This is a genomic window from Pseudooceanicola spongiae, from assembly GCF_014899185.1.
GTDB lineage: Bacteria > Pseudomonadota > Alphaproteobacteria > Rhodobacterales > Rhodobacteraceae > Pseudooceanicola > Pseudooceanicola spongiae.
In genome coordinates this window covers 2400271-2418012 of sequence record NZ_CP045201.1, presented here as the reverse complement: position 1 = coordinate 2418012, position 17742 = coordinate 2400271, and the positions used below count along the sequence as shown (strand labels likewise).

General features: G+C 65.5%; 16 protein-coding genes. 7 read left to right on the top strand and 9 right to left on the bottom strand.

Features of this window, described 5'->3' with window-relative positions; all coding sequences use genetic code 11:
* Nucleotides 1-120 precede the first annotated feature (120 nt).
* The 4 genes from F3W81_RS11390 (at nucleotide 121) to F3W81_RS11375 (ending at nucleotide 4469) form a co-directional block, all read left to right on the top strand.
* Nucleotides 121-1143, top strand: coding sequence for an LLM class flavin-dependent oxidoreductase (locus F3W81_RS11390; protein WP_193079280.1), 1023 nt, complete (start codon nucleotides 121-123; stop codon nucleotides 1141-1143).
* Between the two features lie 256 nt (nucleotides 1144-1399).
* Nucleotides 1400-1843 carry a MarR family winged helix-turn-helix transcriptional regulator gene (locus tag F3W81_RS11385; protein WP_193079279.1) on the top strand — a complete coding sequence of 148 codons (444 nt, stop codon included), beginning with the start codon at nucleotides 1400-1402 and terminating at the stop codon, nucleotides 1841-1843.
* Nucleotides 1840-2928 carry an HlyD family secretion protein gene (locus tag F3W81_RS11380; RefSeq protein WP_193079278.1) on the top strand — a complete coding sequence of 363 codons (1089 nt, stop codon included), beginning with the start codon at nucleotides 1840-1842 and terminating at the stop codon, nucleotides 2926-2928. Before F3W81_RS11385 ends, F3W81_RS11380 begins: the two co-directional genes overlap by 4 nt.
* Nucleotides 2925-4469, top strand: a complete 1545-nt coding sequence (locus F3W81_RS11375; RefSeq protein ID WP_193079277.1) for a DHA2 family efflux MFS transporter permease subunit — start codon at nucleotides 2925-2927, stop codon at nucleotides 4467-4469. Before F3W81_RS11380 ends, F3W81_RS11375 begins: the two co-directional genes overlap by 4 nt.
* A gap of 18 nt (nucleotides 4470-4487) precedes the next feature.
* On the opposite strand, the gene F3W81_RS11370 is transcribed toward F3W81_RS11375, so the two are convergent.
* From F3W81_RS11370 to F3W81_RS11345, 6 genes are all read right to left on the bottom strand, one after another.
* Nucleotides 4488-6152 (bottom strand): ABC transporter ATP-binding protein, encoded by a 1665-nt coding sequence (locus F3W81_RS11370; protein ID WP_193079276.1) that lies wholly within the window; start codon nucleotides 6150-6152, stop codon nucleotides 4488-4490.
* Entirely contained in the window at nucleotides 6149-6991 is an 843-nt protein-coding gene (locus F3W81_RS11365) for a metallophosphoesterase family protein (protein ID WP_193079275.1), read from the bottom strand. Before F3W81_RS11365 ends, F3W81_RS11370 begins: the two co-directional genes overlap by 4 nt.
* A 69-nt stretch (nucleotides 6992-7060) precedes the next feature.
* Nucleotides 7061-8614: an ABC transporter substrate-binding protein gene (locus F3W81_RS11360; RefSeq protein WP_193079274.1), complete on the bottom strand. Its 1554-nt coding sequence runs from the start codon at nucleotides 8612-8614 to the stop codon at nucleotides 7061-7063.
* A 63-nt stretch (nucleotides 8615-8677) separates the two neighbouring features.
* Complete coding sequence (locus tag F3W81_RS11355; RefSeq protein WP_193079273.1) at nucleotides 8678-9550, bottom strand: ABC transporter permease; 873 nt, start codon at nucleotides 9548-9550, stop codon at nucleotides 8678-8680.
* A 15-nt stretch (nucleotides 9551-9565) separates the two neighbouring features.
* On the bottom strand, nucleotides 9566-10492 hold the full coding sequence (locus tag F3W81_RS11350; RefSeq protein WP_193079272.1) for an ABC transporter permease: 927 nt from the start codon (nucleotides 10490-10492) through the stop codon (nucleotides 9566-9568).
* A complete protein-coding gene (locus F3W81_RS11345) occupies nucleotides 10489-11253 on the bottom strand; it encodes an HAD-IA family hydrolase (protein ID WP_226941656.1) in 765 nt (254 codons plus the stop codon). Before F3W81_RS11345 ends, F3W81_RS11350 begins: the two co-directional genes overlap by 4 nt.
* A 134-nt stretch (nucleotides 11254-11387) precedes the next feature.
* Here F3W81_RS11345 and F3W81_RS11340 point away from each other — a divergent pair, with 134 nt between their 5' ends.
* The 3 genes from F3W81_RS11340 (at nucleotide 11388) to F3W81_RS11330 (ending at nucleotide 14537) form a co-directional block, all read left to right on the top strand.
* Nucleotides 11388-12272 carry a LysR substrate-binding domain-containing protein gene (locus F3W81_RS11340; RefSeq protein ID WP_193079271.1) on the top strand — a complete coding sequence of 295 codons (885 nt, stop codon included), beginning with the start codon at nucleotides 11388-11390 and terminating at the stop codon, nucleotides 12270-12272.
* Nucleotides 12273-12430: 158 nt separating this feature from the next.
* On the top strand, nucleotides 12431-13639 hold the full coding sequence (locus F3W81_RS11335; protein ID WP_193079270.1) for an amidohydrolase family protein: 1209 nt from the start codon (nucleotides 12431-12433) through the stop codon (nucleotides 13637-13639).
* 79 nt (nucleotides 13640-13718) lie between these two features.
* On the top strand, nucleotides 13719-14537 hold the full coding sequence (locus F3W81_RS11330) for a hypothetical protein (RefSeq protein WP_193079269.1): 819 nt from the start codon (nucleotides 13719-13721) through the stop codon (nucleotides 14535-14537).
* Nucleotides 14538-14804: 267 nt separating this feature from the next.
* Here the strand turns inward: F3W81_RS11330 and F3W81_RS11325 are convergent, their stop codons facing one another.
* Genes F3W81_RS11325 through kdgD form a run of 3 tightly spaced genes read right to left on the bottom strand, consistent with a single transcriptional unit; the run spans nucleotide 14805 to nucleotide 17714 of the window.
* Nucleotides 14805-15668, bottom strand: coding sequence for an amidohydrolase family protein (locus tag F3W81_RS11325; RefSeq protein ID WP_193079268.1), 864 nt, complete (start codon nucleotides 15666-15668; stop codon nucleotides 14805-14807).
* Entirely contained in the window at nucleotides 15668-16804 is a 1137-nt protein-coding gene (locus tag F3W81_RS11320; protein ID WP_193079267.1) for a mandelate racemase/muconate lactonizing enzyme family protein, read from the bottom strand. The genes F3W81_RS11325 and F3W81_RS11320 overlap by 1 nt, the downstream gene beginning before the upstream one ends.
* A gap of 4 nt (nucleotides 16805-16808) precedes the next feature.
* Nucleotides 16809-17714, bottom strand: a complete 906-nt coding sequence (gene kdgD, locus F3W81_RS11315) for a 5-dehydro-4-deoxyglucarate dehydratase (protein WP_193079266.1) — start codon at nucleotides 17712-17714, stop codon at nucleotides 16809-16811.
* Nucleotides 17715-17742 lie beyond the last annotated feature (28 nt).

The window sequence follows — 17742 nt, the reverse complement described above, 5'->3', positions numbered from 1 at the left end:
TCATCGGGGCAGGGGCGCGGGCCTTGTTGTGCCTCTGCGCGGCCCATAAGTTCCGGGGTAACAGCCGGAGCCTGAGGGCGCTGGCCCCCTGAACATCGGCGCAACGGAGGCGCATATCCCATGAAAAATATCGGTTTCCTGTCGTTTGGCCATTGGAGCCCCGGTCGCGGGTCGCAAACTCAGACCGCTGCGGATGTCCTGCTGCAATCCATCGATCTGGCCGTCGCGGCTGAGGAGCTGGGCGCGGATGGCGCCTATTTCCGGGTGCACCACTATGCGCGTCAGCTCGCCTCGCCGTTTCCGCTGCTGGCCGCCGTTGGCGCCAAGACCAGCAAGATCGAGATCGGCACCGGCGTCATCGACATGCGCTATGAAAACCCGCTGTACATGGCCGAGGATGCCGGCGCGGCCGACCTGATCTCGGGCGGGCGTCTGCAGCTGGGGATCAGCCGGGGATCGCCCGAACAGGTGGTCGAGGGCTGGCGGCACTTTGGCTATGCGCCACCCGAAGGCGGCACGGATGCCGATCTGGGGCGGCATCACGCGCAGATCTTCTTTGACGTGCTGCGCGGCGAAGGCTTCGCCCAGCCGAACCCGAACCCCATGTTCCCCAACCCGCCGGGCCTGCTGCGGGTGGAGCCGTACTCGGAAGGGCTGCGGGACCGGATCTGGTGGGGCGCGGGCTCGAACGCGACGGCGATCTGGGCGGCAGAGCTGGGCATGAACCTGCAAAGCTCGACCCTGAAGGACGATGAGACGGGCGAGCCGTTCCACATCCAGCAGGCCAAGCAGATCCGCGCGTATCGTGAGGCCTGGAAGGCCGCCGGGCATACCCGGACGCCGCGTGTTTCTGTCAGCCGCAGCATCTTTGCGCTGACCAACGACATGGACCGCGCCTATTTCGGGACCGGCGAAAAGGGCAAGGATTCCGTGGGGTATCTTGATGCCAACACCCGCGCCATCTTTGGCCGCAGCTATGCCGCCGAGCCGGACAAGCTGATCAAGGAACTGGCGCAGGACGAGGCCGTGGCCGAAGCCGATACGCTGCTGCTGACGGTGCCGAACCAGCTGGGGGTTGAGTACAACGCCCATGTCATTGAGGCGATCCTGACCCATGTGGCGCCGGGCCTCGGCTGGCGCTGAGAGAGACTTTCCGGGGGCGGCGCTGTGGCTGCTACCCCCTCTGCAAGACCAGATCCCCCCGAACGGTGCCCCGCCGTTCGGGGTTTTTTTGTGACGTAACGGCGCGGGGGATGAATTTTGCGTGCGAGGTGCGGCAAATCGTATTCCATGACTTTACATTATTACGGACCAATACTAACTCCTCGCTGCCTGAGGCGCGCGGAGCGAGTCTGTCGCGGATCTCAGACCGATTGCCAGACATGCGGAAGTTGCAGCGATGAACTCCATCGGGTTGATGCTTTATGAGACGGCGGCGATGCTCAAGCGCGAGTTCGAGCGCAGCGCGCGGCCCTACAAGCTGACGTTGCTGCAATGGCGCGTGCTGGCCTCGCTGGCCGAGCGCGATAGCGTGACGCAGACCGACCTCGGGGCCGAGCTGAAGGCTGGGGCGATGACGATCAGCGACGTGATCGAGCGGCTGGAGCTGGCCGGGCTTGTGACGCGCGAAACGGACCCGGCCGACAACCGCGCCAAACGGGTCTGCATCACGCCCAAGGGCGCCGCCCTGCGCCTTGAGATGCGCGCTGTGGCCGAGCGCGTCTATGCCCGCACGCTGGAGGGGATCGACCCCGCCGACCATGCCGCGACCGAGCGTGTTCTGACCCGGATCGCCGAGAATTTACAGGACCGCAAGGCCCCGAAAAAGGAATTGAAAAGATGAGCGTTGCCGAGAAGAAACCAGTCGATCCCATTCCCGTCGGCACTGCCGCGCCGGAGGCGAAGACGCGCGGCAAGGGGCGGCGGCGCGTGCTGATGTTCGGTGTGCCGGTGCTGCTTCTGCTGGGCGGCGGCTATGCCTGGCTGACCGGCGGGCGCTACATGGAGACCGACAACGCCTATGTGCACCAGCCGCTGGTGCCGGTCTCGGCCGATGTGGCGGGGCGGATCGTTGAGGTGAACGTGGCCGAGAACAGCAAAGTTGCCGTGGGCGATCCGCTGTTCAGCATCGATTCCACGCCCTATGATATTGCTCTGGCGCAGGCAGATGCGGCGCTGGCCTCGGCCCGGCTGTCGGTGGCGCAACTGCGGGCGAACTATGCCACCGTGGCCGCGCAGGTGCAGGCGGCAGAGGGCATTCTGGACGTGCAGAAGCGCGAGCTTGGGCGTCAGGATTCGCTGTCGGAAAAGGGCCTGTCTCCGGCGACGACTTATGATGAGGCGATCATGGATGCGCGTCAGGCCGAAAACGCCGTCAAGGTCGCGCAACAACAACTGAACGCGGCGGCGGCGGCGCTTGCGGGCAATCCCGATATTGCGACGGACGATGTGCCCTCGGTCCGCGCCGCCATCGCGCAGCGCGACGCGGCGGCGCGCAACCTTGAAAAGACACGGGTTCTGGCGCCAATCGGCGGAGTCGTCTCGCAGATCGACAGCCTGAACGTGGGGCAGTACCTCGGCACCGGGTCCACCGTGGCCAGCCTTGTGAACACCGATGACAGCTGGATCGAAGCGAACTTCAAGGAAACTCAGCTGACCAAGATCGCCGTCGGCCAGCCGGTGGAGATTGACGTCGATGCCTATCCCGACCTGCACCTCAGCGGCGCGGTCGAGAGCATCGGCGCGGCCACAGGCTCGCAATTCTCGCTGATCCCGGCGCAGAACGCGACCGGCAACTGGGTCAAGGTAGTGCAGCGCATCCCCGTGCGCATCCGCATCGACAGCGACACGCGCGGGTTGCTGCGTGACGGGATGAGCGTGGCGGCCTCGGTCGACACCGGCAAAACCCATCTGGACAACCTGAGATGAGCGCCAAGCCAGTCTATTCAGCGCCGGCGGTCCGCGTCGCAGCACCGGGCTGGCTGACCGCGTCGATCATGCTGGCGACGATCATGCAGGTGCTCGACACCACCATCGCCAACGTCGCCCTGCCGCATATGGCCTCAAGCCTCGGCGCGACGCAGGAGGAGGTGACCTGGGTTCTGACCAGCTATATCGTCGCCTCGGCCATCGCGACGCCGCTGACCGGCTGGGTGGCGGACCGCTTTGGCCGCCGGGCGGTGTTCATCACGGCGATTGCGGGCTTCGTGCTGACCTCGCTGGCCTGTGGGCTGGCGGTGGGGCTGCCCGAGATGGTGGCCTTTCGCATCCTGCAGGGCATCTTTGGCGCGGTGATCATTCCGTTGGCGCAGGCGGTGCTGCTGGACATCAACCCGCGCGAACGCATCGGGCAGGCCATGGCGGTCTACGGCGCGGGCATCATGATTGGCCCGATCATCGGCCCGACGCTGGGCGGCTGGCTGACCGAGGTGTTCAACTGGCGCTATGTCTTCTTCATCAACCTGCCGGTGGGCATCATCGCCATGGCAGGGATCTGGGCCTTTCTGCCGAAGGAAGAGACCCGCAAGCGGCGCTTTGATATCTTTGGCTTTGCCATGCTGGCTGTGGCTGTCGGATCGCTGCAGCTGTTGCTGGACCGGGGCCAGTCGGTCGACTGGTTCAATGCCATCGAGAGCTGGATTTACCTTGGCCTGATCATCGGCGGCATGTGGGTCTTCATCGTACACAGTTTCACGGCAGCAGAGCCCTTCGTCGATCTGCGCATGTTCGCGGATCGCAACTTTGCCATGGGGCTGATCTTTATCTTCGTGGTCGGGCTGACGATGTTTTCCGGCCTCGCGCTGTTGCCGCCGCTGCTGCAAAAGCTGATGGGCTATCCGGTGATATCGACCGGGATCGTGATGGCGCCGAGGGGCGTGGGCACGATGGTGTCGATGATCCTCGTCGGGCGGCTGGTGGGCGTGGTCGATGCCCGCGTGCTGGTCTGCTTCGGGCTGGCGGCAACGGCGATCTCGATGCGGCTGATGGCCGGGTTCAGCGTCGGGATGGACGCGCATCTGATCGTGATTTCGGGGGTTATTCAGGGCTTTGGACTCGGCTTTGTGTTCGTGCCGCTGTCGACGCTGACCTTCGCCACGCTGAACGCGAAGTTCCGCAGCGAGGCGACCAGCATGTTCAGTCTGGTGCGCAACGTCGGCTCTGGCGTCGGGATTTCGCTGGTCACGACGGTGCTGGCGCGGATGAGCGTGGTCAACCATGAGGAGCTGGGCGCAAGCCTGACGGCGACCTCGCCTCAGGTGCAGATGCAGATGCCGCAGCTGATCGGTGGCTCCAAGGCGCTGCTGGCGCAGGCGGATCAGCTGGTGTCACAGCAGGCAGCGATGATCGGCTATGTCGATAACTTCCTGCTGATGATGTACCTGACGCTGGCGGTGTTTCCGATCGTGCTGTTTCTGCGCAAACCCCCGACCCACGCGCCCGCCGCCGAGGCGCATGCGGTGATGGAGTAGACGAACCGTCGACGCCTTTCAGAGGGCGTCGACAAGCGGGCGAGAGGGCGTCTGGATCAGGCGTTCCGGCGCGCCCTTCGGTACGGCGGCCAGCAGGCGGCGGGTATAGGGATGCTGCGGCGCACGCAGCACTTCGTTGGTCGGGCCGGTTTCGACAATCTCGCCCTTGTACATGACGGCGATGCGGTGGCTGACGCGTTCGACCACGGCGATATCGTGGCTGATGAACAGGAACGACAGGCCTTCGGTGCGCTGGATGTCGGCCATGAGGTCGGTGATCCGCTGGGCGTTCGAGACGTCGAGGGCCGAGACGGCTTCGTCCGCGACGATGATCGCGGGGCGCACGGACAGGGCGCGGGCAATGCAGATCCGTTGGCGCTGACCGCCCGAGAACTGGTGCGGATAGCGATCCGCGGCATCTGCGGGCAGGCCGACGCGGGTCAGCAGATCGGCGGCAAGGGCGGCGCGGTCGGCGCCATGTGCGACGCCGTGCAGAAAGGCCGGTTCGGTGACCAGATCGCGGATGCTCATGCGCGGGTTGAGCGAGGCATAGGGGTCCTGAAACACCATCTGCATCCGCGCGCGGTGCGGCTTCAGCGCCTTTGGCGAGAGGCCGGTGATCGGCGTGCCGTCCAGTTCGATCAGGCCCGAGGTCGGCTCGATCAGGCGCAGGATCGAGCGGGCGAGGGTGGATTTGCCGCAGCCCGACTCCCCCACCAGCCCGAGGGTTTCACCGCGGGCGAGGGTCAGGGAGACGTTGCGCACCACCGGCGTCGGGGCCTTGCGCGACAGCAGCGAGGTGCCGCCAAAGCTGGTGCAGAGGTTGCTGACCTTCAGCAGGGTCTGCGCGTCTTTCAGAGGGGCTGGTGCGCCGGCGCCGAGGCGCGGCGAGGCGGCGATGAGTTCGCGCGTGTAGGGATGGCGGGGGGCGGCGAAGAGGGCATCAGTGCGGGCCTCCTCGACCTTGCGGCCGTTTTGCATGACGACGACGCGATCGGCGATTTCGGCAACGACGCCAAGATCATGGGTGATGAACAGCACCGCCATGCCCATATCGCGCTGCAGATCGCGCAGCAGGGTCAGGATCTCGGCCTGGGTGGTCACGTCGAGGGCGGTGGTGGGTTCATCCGCGATCAGCACTTCGGGTTCGCAGGCCAGCGCCATGGCGATCATGACGCGCTGGCGCAGCCCGCCGGAGAGTTCGTGCGGGTACTGATCAAGGCGGCGACCGGGGTCGGGGATCATCACCCGGTCAAGCGCGGCGCGCGCGGCGGAGCGCGCCTCGGCTCCCGTGAGGCCGCGATGCAGCCGCAGGGTTTCGGTCATTTGCCGCCCGATCCGCATCACGGGGTTGAGCGAGGTCATCGGCTCCTGAAACACCATCGCGATGCGGTCGCCGCGCAGGGCGCGCAGGGCGGCGGCAGGCAGGGTGGTGATCTCGACCGGGTCAGGCGAGGGCCCGAAGCGGATCGAGCCGCCGTTGATGCGCCCGCCTTCGCGCTCGATCAGGCGCAGGATTGACAGGGCGGTGGCGGATTTGCCCGAGCCGCTTTCACCGACCAGCGCCAGCGTCTCGCCCCGGTGGATGTCGAAGGACAGGCCATGCACGGCCTGCACATCGCCAAAGGCAATGCGCAGGTCCTTGACCGACAACAGCGGCGGGTTGTGCGGGCGCAGGGTCATTTTGCGGCCAGACGTTGCAGGAAGGGGGCCAGCGGTGGGGTCCAGCGGCGTCCGGGGGTCAGTCGGGCCTCGAACGGGTCATCGCCATGGACCTGCCAGTGCAGGGTTTCGCCGAGGGTCAGCATGCCCCAGGCGCGGGCGGGTTCGCCGCCGGTGGTGAAGCTTTCGGTCAGGCTCTGCTGGGTCATGTGAGGGATGCCGTCGACGGTGGTGACGGTGTTCCAGTGGACATGCCCGGCGATGCAGGCGACGGGGACGCGGGCCTGCGCCAGCGCTTGCCGTGCGCGATCCGCCTGCGGGTAGGTCGAGACAGAGGCGTTGCGCTGGAAGTAGTAGTTGCCGATCTGGCTGTGACCGGAGACGGGGACGTGGCTGGCCACCAGCGTCGGCTTTTCCGCCTGCTGGGCCATGCGCGACAGCCAGAGCAGATCGGATTCTGGCAGATCAAAGCCGGGGGTGGCAGTGTCGCGGTGGATCTTGGCATCGGCGCGCCAGAGGGCGAGCTGCCAGTCGCCAAGGTCGATGATCTGGCTTTGCAGGGCAGTGCCGAGGATCGCTTCGTTGTCGGCGACGCTGAGGTGATCACGGTCGTGGTTGCCGCAGATGTGGTGGATCGGCGCGTCGAGGTGCGACAGGGCCTCTGCCACCTCACGCTCCAGCCGGTCATCGGTGGCGGTGTCGATGTCGGAGATGCGGTCGCCCAGATCGAGGATCAGATCGGGGGCCTCGGCATTGGTCCATTTCGTGAAATCGGCCAGCAATTCCAGCGCCGTATCGCCGCGTTTGGTGTGCGAGGGGGCGCCGTGGTGAATATCGGTGACAATGGCGATGCGGGTCATGGTGTGTTCCGGGATCAGAAGAGAGAGGAGGGGAGCCGGGCAGCCTCGTGCCGCCCGACCCGTGGGCGATCAGCTGCCCGCGAGGGAGATGGAGCCGGCGCGGAAATCGAGCACATAAGGGATGTGGCCGGGCTGCGGCGCCCAGTTGACCGACTGCTTCATGCCCCAGCTTTCAAAGGGTCGGTACAGCGGCAGCACGGGCGGGTCCTGCTTGATCCGCTCCATCAGCTCGGCATAGGCGGCGCGGCGGGCGTCGACGTCCTTGGAAAAGCGGAAACGATCCCATTTCTCGGCGTAATCGGCATCGGTGTTGAAACGGCCTTCGCCCTCGGACGGGCCATTCGGGGCCCACATCACGCCGAAGCTGCCGAAGGGGTCGGCAAAGTACATCGGGTTCGACCAGTTGCGCGCCATCATCTCGGGGTCGTTGCCCGACCACTGATCCTGCACGTTGACGCGGCCATTGATGCCGACGGCGGCCCACATCTCCATGATGGCCTGCGCGGCCAGAAGGCCGTTGGTGTAATAGGTCGCGGCGGTGTCATAGGTGATCTCGAACCCGTCGTAGCCGGCCTCTTTCAGCAGAGCCTTGGCCTTTTCGGGGTCATATTCGAAAGTCTTGAGCTCGGGCATGTAGAGGTCGCCCATCTCCATCATGGTGTGCGAGGACGGCACGATCGCCTTGCCCTGCCAGAGCGCCTCGTTCAGCGTGTCGCGGTCGATGGCGAGGCTCATCGCCTGACGGATGCGCGGATCTTTCAGTTTCGGGTTGTTCTGGTTCATGATCATGACGTGGAACAGCGCGGTGGCCGCGCCTTCGGTCTTGAGGGCCGGGTCGTTGTCGATCAGGGACAGCTGGTCGGGGGCGATATTGGTGACGATATCGGCCTCGCCCGTCTTCAGCGCGGTGATACGGCTGGCTGTCTCGGAGATCTGCACGACGGTGGCGCGATCCAGTGGGGCCTTGTCGCCCCAGAAGTTATCGAAACGCTCCCAGACGATTTTCTCGCCGGGCATGAATTCGGCCACCTTGTAGGGGCCGGTGCCGACGGGGGCCATCGAGAAGGCCTCGTAATCGCTGTCCTCAGCGACGGCGGGGTCACCGGTCAGGCCCTTGGTGTAGTCCTCGGGGATGATCATGATCTGCTGCAGCGAGACCAGAGTTTCCCAGAGCGGTTCTTCACGAACGGCGTGGATGCGGACGGTGTAGTCATCGACCTTTTCCGCGCCGGAAAAGTTGCCGAGGCGGTCCTTGGCGCGCACGGCGTAGGGCGCGAAAGTCGCCTGGAACATACGGTTGAGCGAGAAGACCACGTCATCGGCGGTCATCGCTTCGCCGTTATGGAAGGTGACGCCGTGGCGCAGTTTCAGCTCCATCGTGGTGGGGTCGATCAGTTCCCACGAGGTGGCGAGGGCAGGGACCCAGACCGACTCCAGCTTGGTGTGGTCGCGGTCGATCAGGGTGTCGAAGCTGTTGTAATAGAACTGCGATCCGACGTTGGAGTGATCGCGGCCCGGATCGAGGTAGGGCGAGACATTGGCGGCGCCGACGGTAATATCCGCGGCAAAGGCAGCCGTTGTCAGGGCGGCCGAGAGGGCGGTGGTGAGCATCAGTCTGAACATGATAATCTCCGGTAAGGGTTTGAAAGGGTTGGCAGGGGCCGCTTTGGGCGGCTCTTGTTGGTGTCAGCGGTCGCGCAGGCGGACATCGGCGCGGTCTCGCAGCCAGTCGCCCAGGATCTGCACGGTGAAGGTCAGCAGCACGATCAGCCCGGCGGGGATCAGCACGATCCAGGGGGCCGTCGGCATGTAGTCGCGCCCCAGCCCCACCATTGAGCCGAGCGAGGGCGTCGGCGGTTGCACGCCCAGCCCGAGAAAGCTGAGCGTGCTTTCCAGAATGACGATGTTCGACAGCGCCAGCGTGAACTGCACGACGAGGGGCGAGACGATATTGGGCAGCAGGTGACGCCGGGCGATATAGGCGGTGCCGCCACCGGCGGCGCGCGCCGCCTCGATAAAGGGTTGCGAGGCAAGGCGGCGGACCTCGGCGCGCACGATACGGGCGTATTGCTCCCACCCCGCGATGCCGAGCACGAAGATCAGCACGGTGAGCGAGGAGCCGAGCAGCGCCAGCACCAGAAGGGCCACAAGGGTGAAGGGAATGGCGATCTGCATGTCGACCAGCGCCATGATGCCATCCTCGGCCCAGCCGGGGCGCAGGCCCGCGATCAGGCCCAGCAGGCCGCCGATGGCCAGCCCGATGACGGCCCCGCAAAACGCCAGTGCCAGGGTCAGGCGCAGCCCGTAGAGCCCGCGTGAGAAGACGTCGCGGCCCAGTTCATCTGTGCCGGCGAAATGGCCGGGGCTGGCGCGGCCAAAGCCGATGGGCGGGCGCAGGCGCGAGATCAGGCTTTGATCCAAGGGATCGAATGGCGCGATCAGCGGGGCGAAGAGGGCGGCACCGACCAGCAGCACGGCGAGGGTCAGCGCAACCTTCTGGAGGGCGTTGGTCGCGGAGGGGCGGCGCCTACGTAGGATCGGGTCTGCGAGCGTTGTCATGAGGTTGGCTCCTGTTCAGCTTTTCGCCAGGCGGATGCGGGGATCGGCCAGCGCATAGGCGATGTCGGTGACCGCGTTGATCAGCACGACGGCGACGGCGACGGTGATGACGCCGAACTGCAGCACCGGGTAGTCGCGCACGATGGCGGCGTTCACCAGCAGCTGACCGATGCCGGGCCAGGAAAAGATGCTCTCGACCACAACACTGCCGGCGGCGGCGAGCGAGGCGATCTGCAATCCGATGACCGAGATCACGGTGATCGAGGCATTGCCGAGGCCATGGCGCATGACGACCCAGAACTCCGACAAGCCCTTGGCGCGGGCGGTGCGGATGTATTCCTGCCCCAGCACGTCCAGCATGGCGTTGCGGGTAAAGCGGGTCAGGGCGGCGACCAGCACGCCGGACAGGGCGATGGTTGGCATGATGAAGTGCAGGAAAGACCCGTTGCCGACCACGGGTAACCAGTTGAGGGTGTAGGAAAAGATCAGGATCATGACGATGGCGAGGATGAAGGCGGGGACGGCGTAGCCTGCGAAGGCGATCACCATCACCGCCGATCCGATCCAGCTTTTGCGGTAGACGGCGGCGAGGACGCCGAGGGGGATCGAGACCAGCAGCGTGAGGCTGACGGAGGTCAGCAGCAGTTGCGCCGAGGGCCAGATGCGGCTTGCGATGACCTGCGTGACGGGGCGACGCTCGACAAACGACAGGCCGAAATCGCCCGAGGCGGCGGCGCGCAGAAAGGCGAGGTATTGGTGCCAGAGAGAGCGGTCGAGTTGGAAGTAGGCGATGAGTTTCTCGCGCCCCTCTGCCGTGAGGCCTTCGCCCAGAAACGTGTCGATCGGGTTGCCGGACAAGCGTGTGGCAATGAAGGTGATGGTCAGGATCGCAAACAGCGTCACCGCCATTTTGATGAATATTCTCAGCAGGTAAGCGGTCATGTCATGGCATCCTTCTGGGGGGTGGCGGCCCTTTGCAGGTGCAGGAAGGGCAGGCCTGCGGCACGGGCGGCTCGACCATCGGTGGCGGGATTGTCGCCGACAAAGATCGCCTGCGCCGGGTCGAGATCCCCGAGCGCGAGGGTCAGCATCAGCGGGTTCGGCTTGCCCGGACTTTGCCAGCGCAGACCGGGGCGGATGGCGCGCAGGGCGGCCAGCAGAGCGCCGGTCTCGGCGACGGGCTGACCGGAATGGCTGGGATGGGACAGATCCTCGTTCGCGACCCAGAGCGGGGCGTCGCTGGCAAGGTTGAGCAGCGGGCCAAAGTCATTGATCCCAAAGGCCGGATCGCGGCAGAGCAGGGCGGCTTGCGGTGCGGGATGGGCGGTGTCAAAGCCGAGGTCGCGGGCCGCCTCAACCAGCGCCGGGCTGGCGTGAAGGCGCAGACGCATCAGGCCGAGGCGGGCGATTCTCAGCAGCGCGACCTCGCCCGCCAGCAGGATACGCCGGGCGGGAATATCGAGGCCGAGGCTGGCCAGTTTCGCCGAAAGCAACAGCGCCGTGGTGTCGGAATTGTTCGAGACGATCCAGAGCCGCGCGCCACATTCCGCAATGAATTCAGCACTATCCGCAAAGGGGCGACCCTCAGAGATCAGGCAGCCGTCCAGATCGCAGAGCACGCGGCGGGCCTGTGCCACGTCGCTGGCATCAAGGGCGGTGCGCAGCAGAACGGGCGGCTGGAGGGGGATCGTGGGTGCGTGCAAGGTCTCAGGCTCCTCAGGGGTCGTGCCGGGGATCACCGGCTGTCTGAGGTCCCAAATGACGGGTTGCTGTGACGTCGCTGTAACAAAGCAAAGCTAGGCTTTGGGCAAAGCAAAGCCGGGATGCGGGGAATGCGATGTCTTTGTCGAATGTGCGTCTGGAGGCGGTGCGAACCGTGGCTGAATCAGGATCTTACGCGGCGGCGGCGCGGCTGCTGGGGGTGACTCAGCCGAATATATCGCAGCTGGTGCGGGCGCTTGAGGCGGAGTACGGCGTGCGATTGTTCGCGCGACATGAGGGGCGGCTGGTGCCGACGGCGCTGGGTCAGAAGCTTTGTGATGCCGCTGAGCGCATGGCCGAAGCGCGCGATGATGCGGAGCGTTTGCTGCAAAGCCGGTCGTCGCTGGCGCGGGGAGAGATCACCATCGGGCTGGGAAATGCCATGCCGGGGATGGCGCTGGTGGCGGCGTTTCACAAGGCTTATCCGGGGGTTAGCATCAGGGTTGAAACCGGCTCTCATGAAAAGATCACCCGCGCGGTGCTGAGCCATGGCGCGGATGTGGCGGTGTTGCCGGAGGTGCCGCAGGACCGCCGTTTCCGCCGCACCCACCTGGCGCGCACCGAGGTGGTGGCGATTGCGCCGCTGTCCCATGCCCTTGCCCGCCAGCGCGAGGTCACGGCCGATCAGCTGCGCCGCGAGCCCTTGATCTTTCGCGCCAGCGGCTCCTCGACCCAGCGGGCGGTGGAGCGGATGTTTGCCCGCAGCGGTGCCGTGCCGGAGCCTTTTCTGACGCTGGATGCGCGCGATGGCCTTTATGAGGCAGTGGTCAGCGGGCTTGGCGTGGGGTTCCTGTGGCGCGATGGCACCTCGCGCGGGGATGGCATCAAGCGGCTGCCGATTGTCGAAATGGGCCGCGCCGAAACCCATGAAACGGTCTTTGCGCTGAGCGAGACGACGGGCAAGATCGTCGACGCTTTCTTCGACATGGCGGCGCATTTCGAAGCCGCGGCGGGTGGCTGAAACCGGCACATCGCACTGTCGGTATCGGGTCGGTATCCCGTCGGTATCTGAACGGTGCGAAAATGGGCAGCGGGCGGGCGGATCGCGGCCCCTGCGCGGCTGCGTCTTGTGGCGGGGCAGGGGATCGCCGAGGCTCCGTCACAAAAGGGAGTGTGCCGATGAGCTTTGATCTGATCCTGCAGGGGGGTATCGTGCTGGGGCACGGCGCGGTCGACCTCGGGCTGCGCGGGGGCCGCATCGCGGCGATTGGCGCGGGCCTCAGCGGCGGGCCGGTCAAGGCGCTGGACGGCGCGCTGGTGACGCCGGGGCTGATCGAGACGCATATCCACCTCGACAAGTCCTGCCTGTCGGTGCCGGGGGCGGACGGGCTGGCGGATGCCATCGCCAAGGTCTCGGCCCTGAAGGCGGGGATGAGCGTCGAGGACATCATGGCCCGCGCCCGCCGCACGCTGGAGCGGTGCATCCTGCAGGGCACCACGCGGATGCGCACCCATGTCGAGGTCGACCCCTCCATCGGCCTGCGCGGCATCGAGGCGGTGCAGCGGCTGCGCGCGGAATACGCCTGGGCGATCGACATCGAGATCTGCGTCTTCCCGCAGGAGGGGCTGTTCAACCGCCCCGGCACCGAGGCCCTGCTGATCGAGGCGCTGGAGGGTGGGGCCGAGGTGCTGGGCGGCTGTTCCTACGCCGACAGCGACCCCGGCGCGCATCTGCGAAAGGTGTTCGAGCTGGCGGTGCGCTTCGACGTCGATCTGGACCTGCACCTCGACTTCGACCTTGACCCGATGGGGGCCGAGCTGCCGGACGTCTGCGCGCTGACGGTGGAGCATGGGATGCAGGGGCGGGTCAGCGTCGGCCATGTCACCAAGCTGTCGGCCCTGCCGGAGCAGGAGCTGGCGGCGATGGCTGGGATGATGCGCGAGGCCGGGGTGGCGGCGGTGATCCTGCCCGCGACGGATCTGTTCCTGACCGGGCGGGGCATCGACCACAACGTACCGCGCGGCGTCGCCCCGGCGCATCGGCTGGCGGCGCAGGGGGTGTGCTGCTGCCTGTCGACGAACAACGTGCTGAACCCGTTCACCCCGTTCGGAGACGGGTCACTGATGCGGATCGCCAACCTCTTCGCCAATGTGGCGCAGGTGGGGGATCTTGCGGGGCTGGAGGGGTGCTTTGGCATGATCTCCGCGCAGTCGGCGCGGGTGATGCGGCTGCCGGGCTACGGGCTGGCGGTCGGAGGCGTGGCGGATGTGGTGGTGTTCGACGCGGGAAGTGCGGCGTCGGCCGTGGCCGAGATCGCGGTGCCGTTGCTGGGGATCAAGCGCGGGAGGGTGGTTTTCGAGCGGGAGAAGGTGGGGTTGAAGTGGTGAGGGGGAAGTAAAAAAACTTGGAAGCTTCTTCGGTTTGCTTATTAGAGTTAACTGACTGGGGATTCTTTGGGGATAAAGGATGCGATCATTTTTTCGCGGCATTCGCCGTTTCATTTTCATTTCATTTCTGACTATTTCGTTGTTTTTCAATATCGCGCTGATTGCAAGCACGACTCTTTATAATGCTGCGACCTCTGTTATGAGCACTTTGACCGGGCATAATCATCCGGCCAGGAAGCTGGCGAAAGAGAGAGCTAGACTGGTTGCCGAACTGGACGGTGAAAAGCAGCTTAATCGTGGTCTGAGGTCTGAGATTGCAGACGCAAATGCAAATCTGGTTGTAGAGCGGCAGGCCAGACGTAAGGCGTTGGAAGAGGCCAATGATATCAGCTCTCAATTGGCGTTGGCGAAGATATCGCGGTCTAAGTTACGGGATGAAGTCTCTGCTGTCAGCAGAAGCGTTGCCCTCCGCACTACGAAAACGGCAAGCCGAGCGACGGCCTCCATGGCGGGTGAGGCGATACCCTTTTGGGGCGCGGCTGTTATCGTAACCGCAACCTCTTGGGAGTTATACGACCTTTGTCAGACCGCTAAAGACATGAATAATATACAGAAAATTCTGGATCCGGAAATAGTTCAGGACGACGAGGAGCCAGAGGTTTGCGGGATAACCGTGCCGAGCCGGCAAGCATTGTTGGAAGCAGTTTCTACCGCGCCCGGCAAAGCCTGGAGCGCCTCGAGGGAGGCGATGCCAAAGCTGGAGGATGTTCGCAATTTCGATATTCCGTGGAGCGAGTGGGCGGCAGGTGCAAAGGCCAAATCCGGTTCGATGTGGAGCGGAGCAAAGCAAGGTACCGCCAATGGCTGGAATAAGGCAATGGACTGGTTGCATGAGTGACGATGCTTTCGGGGTCGAAACTACGCGTCTGAAAGGACGAACCGTATTGGATAAATTTCCCTGATGCGGCCAATATCCAGCCCCAAAGCGGGTGCGGGGGGCGCTAAATGGCGGCCCGAGACCTCCCCGAGATCCGCTGGAGCACAACATAGCAAAAGCGCCAGCCCGTGGGGACGGGCGGGCGCTCGCCCGGCGCTTTCGGCTTTGGGCCGGGCGGGGTGGCTCTTTGGGGGCGGTCGCACTTGCGGGGCGGTGGGGCGCTTTGGCTTAGAGGCGGAAGAGGGTTTCGGGGGTGGTGACGAGGGCGCGCTGGCGTTGCTCGGGTGTCAGCCAGCCGAGGACTGTGTCGAGGAGGGCCGCGTCGTTGGGGTACTCTTCCGTCGTCTTCGCAAGGTTGTGCGGCCAGTTGGTGCCCCAGATCAGACGCTCGGGCGCGTGGGCGGCGAGGGCGCGGGTGTTGGCGGCGATGTCGCTGTACTCCGGCCCGCCGGTCTGGCTGCTCTCATACCCACCCGTCAGCTTGAACCAGCAATTGCCCTTGTCGATCAGGCGCTTGGTGGCGGCGATCTCAGGACCATCAGGGGCGGCGCCGCGGAAGAACTTGCCGTGGTGGTCAAAGACCCAGTTGCTGTTGAGGGCGGCGAGGCGGCTCTCATGCTGCAAGATGTCGGAGCCGTCGAATTGCACGGCCAGCACCCAGTCGTGGGCGGCGCAGATCGCGTCGAGGGCCTCCAGCGCCGAAAGGCCAATGGCGCCGCCGGGCAGGTCCATCAGGCGGGCGCCGATCACCCCGGCGTCGGAGAGGCGCTGAAGCTCGGCCTCGGACGTCTCGGGCGTGATGACGGCGACGCCACGGGCGGTGACCCCGGCCGCTTTCATGTCGGCGAGGCAGGCGAGCAGGTTTTCGTTGTCGCCCTGTTGGGCGTTGCCTTGGGTGACGATGGTGCGGGAAATGCCGAGCCATTGCATCAGCTGGCGGTATTGCGCGGGCGTCGGGGTTTCGCCGCCGGGGTTCGGCGGGCCGCCGGGCAGGGCGGGAAAGCCGGGCAGGTACATGTGGCACTGGCAGTCGACGGCGCCGGTGGGCAGTTTGATCTGCGGCGCGGGGCCGGAGAGGGTGCGGGTGATCATCAGGAATCCTTCGGGGCAAAGTCGCGCAGGGCGTCGCGGTTGATCTCGATCCCGAGGCCGGGGGCGTCGGGGATGGTGACGATACCGTTCACATGCTCGATGGGCTGGGTGAGGACGGCCTGACGGAAGGGGTTGTCGGTGCGGTCGAACTCAAGGATCGGCTCGATGGGGTTGAGGCGGACCGGGTTGGGGATCATCGCGGCCATGAACTGCAGCGAGGCGGCGATCTGCACGCCGGTGCCCCAGACGTGGGGAACGAGGCGGATGTTGTGCAGGGCGGCCATGTCGGCGATGCGCTTCATCTCGGTAAAGCCGCCGCAGCCGCAGAGGTCGGGTTGCAGGATATCGACGCAGCGGGTCTCGATGGGTTCGCGCATGCCCCACCGGGAATGCCAGGTTTCGCCACCGGCGACGGGGATCGGTTGCTTTTCCCGGATCTCGCGGTAGGCGGCGAGGTGTTCGGGGGTCACGGGCTCCTCGAACCAGTCGATGCCATAATCGGCGGCGGCGCGGCCGACCTTGATCGCCTCGATGGTGTCATAGCCGTGGTTGCCGTCGATCATCAGGCGCATGTCCTCGCCCATGGCGTCGCGCACGGCGCGGATGACGCGCATGTCCTCGTCATAGCCGAAGCCGATCTTGATCTTCATGGCGTGGAAACCGGCGGCGCGGTGGCGGGCGGCCTCGGAGGCGTTATCCTCGACCCGGTCCACGCCGTCGCGCTTGAAGGCGCCGGTGGCGTAGGCGCGCACCGTGTCGCGGAAACGGCCCCCGAGCAGGGTCGAGACGGGCACGCCGAAGTGCTTGCCCTTGATGTCCCAGAGCGCCACGTCGATGCCCGAGAGGGCGGTCAGGGTCAGGCCGCGCTGGCCCTGATCGCGCAGGGCGTTGTAGAGCACGGCCCAGATCTTTTCCGTCTCCAACGGGTTCATGCCGATGAGCCAGTTGGCATAGGCCTGCACGACGGCGCGGTTGGGGCCAGCGGGGCCAAGGCATTCGCCCCAGCCGATGGTGCCATCGTCGCAGATGACCTCCACCAGGATATGCACGCGCTTGTCGAATCGCATCGAGGCGCTCTCGAACGCGGTGTCGAGGTGGTGTTCGAGGAGGTGGGTTTTGACGGCTGCGATCTTCATGGGATCAGCGTTTGTAGGGGGCGATGAGGGCGGCCATCATCTCGTCTTCTTCCGAGGTGAGGTCGGAGAGGGGCGAGCGGACGGGGCCGGTGGCAAAGCCTTGCAGGCGCACGCCGGCCTTGATGGCGGCGACGGCATAGCCCTTCTTGCGGTTGCGGATCGCCATGAACGGATAGAAGAAATCATTGAGGATCTCGGTGCAGCGGTCACGTTTGCCAGCGCGCAGGGCGTCGTAGAATTCAATCGCGAGGCCGGGGACGAAGTTGAACACGGCCGAGGAATAGGTGGTAAAACCGGCGCCAAGGTAGGCCTCGGCAAACAGTTCTGCCGTCGGCATGCCGCCGAGGTAGGTCAGGCGGTCGCCCATTTTCGCGGTGATCTGACGGACAAGGCCGATATCGCCCGAGCCGTCCTTGAACCCGACAAGGTTGGGGCAGACGTCGCAGAGCCGCGCCAGCGTGTCCGGTTGCAGGATCGCGTTGTCGCGGTTGTAGACCATGACGCCGAGGCCGGTCGCGTCGCAGACCGCTTTGACGTGGGCAAAGAGCCCCTCTTGCGGGGCGTCGATCAGGTAGTGGGGCAGTAGCAGGATGCCGTCGCCGCCGGCCTTTTCGACCGAGCGCGCAATGCCCTTGGCGATTTCGGTGCCATAGCCGCAGCCCGACACGATCGGCACGTCCCCGGCGACGGATTTGGCGGAGGCGACGATCTCGGGGATCTCGTCGGGGGTCAGCGAGAAGAACTCGCCCGTGCCGCCCGCAGCGAACAGGGTCGCGGCCGGATAGCTCGACAGCCAGGCGACGTGTTCCTCATAGGGCGCGCGGGCGAATGTGCCGTCTGCGCCAAACGGGGTGACCGGAAAGGACAAAAGCCCCGAACCGAGGGCTGTCTTGAGTGTGCTGTAATCCATGGCGCGCCTCCCTAACGATATGCCGGGA

What these genes read in the sequence shown, in the direction of transcription:
- F3W81_RS11385 (WP_193079279.1), top strand. Translation starts at nt 1,400, where the DNA reads ATGAACTCCATCGGGTTGATGCTTTATGAGACGGCGGCGATGCTCAAG.
- F3W81_RS11375 (WP_193079277.1), top strand. Translation starts at nt 2,925, where the DNA reads ATGAGCGCCAAGCCAGTCTATTCAGCGCCGGCGGTCCGCGTCGCAGCA.
- F3W81_RS11335 (WP_193079270.1), top strand. Translation starts at nt 12,431, where the DNA reads ATGAGCTTTGATCTGATCCTGCAGGGGGGTATCGTGCTGGGGCACGGC.
- kdgD (WP_193079266.1), bottom strand. Translation starts at nt 17,714, where the DNA reads ATGGATTACAGCACACTCAAGACAGCCCTCGGTTCGGGGCTTTTGTCC.
- F3W81_RS11350 (WP_193079272.1), bottom strand. Translation starts at nt 10,492, where the DNA reads ATGACCGCTTACCTGCTGAGAATATTCATCAAAATGGCGGTGACGCTG.
- F3W81_RS11325 (WP_193079268.1), bottom strand. Translation starts at nt 15,668, where the DNA reads ATGATCACCCGCACCCTCTCCGGCCCCGCGCCGCAGATCAAACTGCCC.
- F3W81_RS11330 (WP_193079269.1), top strand. Translation starts at nt 13,719, where the DNA reads ATGCGATCATTTTTTCGCGGCATTCGCCGTTTCATTTTCATTTCATTT.
- F3W81_RS11380 (WP_193079278.1), top strand. Translation starts at nt 1,840, where the DNA reads ATGAGCGTTGCCGAGAAGAAACCAGTCGATCCCATTCCCGTCGGCACT.
- F3W81_RS11320 (WP_193079267.1), bottom strand. Translation starts at nt 16,804, where the DNA reads ATGAAGATCGCAGCCGTCAAAACCCACCTCCTCGAACACCACCTCGAC.
- F3W81_RS11340 (WP_193079271.1), top strand. Translation starts at nt 11,388, where the DNA reads ATGTCTTTGTCGAATGTGCGTCTGGAGGCGGTGCGAACCGTGGCTGAA.
- F3W81_RS11390 (WP_193079280.1), top strand. Translation starts at nt 121, where the DNA reads ATGAAAAATATCGGTTTCCTGTCGTTTGGCCATTGGAGCCCCGGTCGC.
- F3W81_RS11355 (WP_193079273.1), bottom strand. Translation starts at nt 9,550, where the DNA reads ATGACAACGCTCGCAGACCCGATCCTACGTAGGCGCCGCCCCTCCGCG.
- F3W81_RS11370 (WP_193079276.1), bottom strand. Translation starts at nt 6,152, where the DNA reads ATGACCCTGCGCCCGCACAACCCGCCGCTGTTGTCGGTCAAGGACCTG.
- F3W81_RS11360 (WP_193079274.1), bottom strand. Translation starts at nt 8,614, where the DNA reads ATGTTCAGACTGATGCTCACCACCGCCCTCTCGGCCGCCCTGACAACG.
- F3W81_RS11365 (WP_193079275.1), bottom strand. Translation starts at nt 6,991, where the DNA reads ATGACCCGCATCGCCATTGTCACCGATATTCACCACGGCGCCCCCTCG.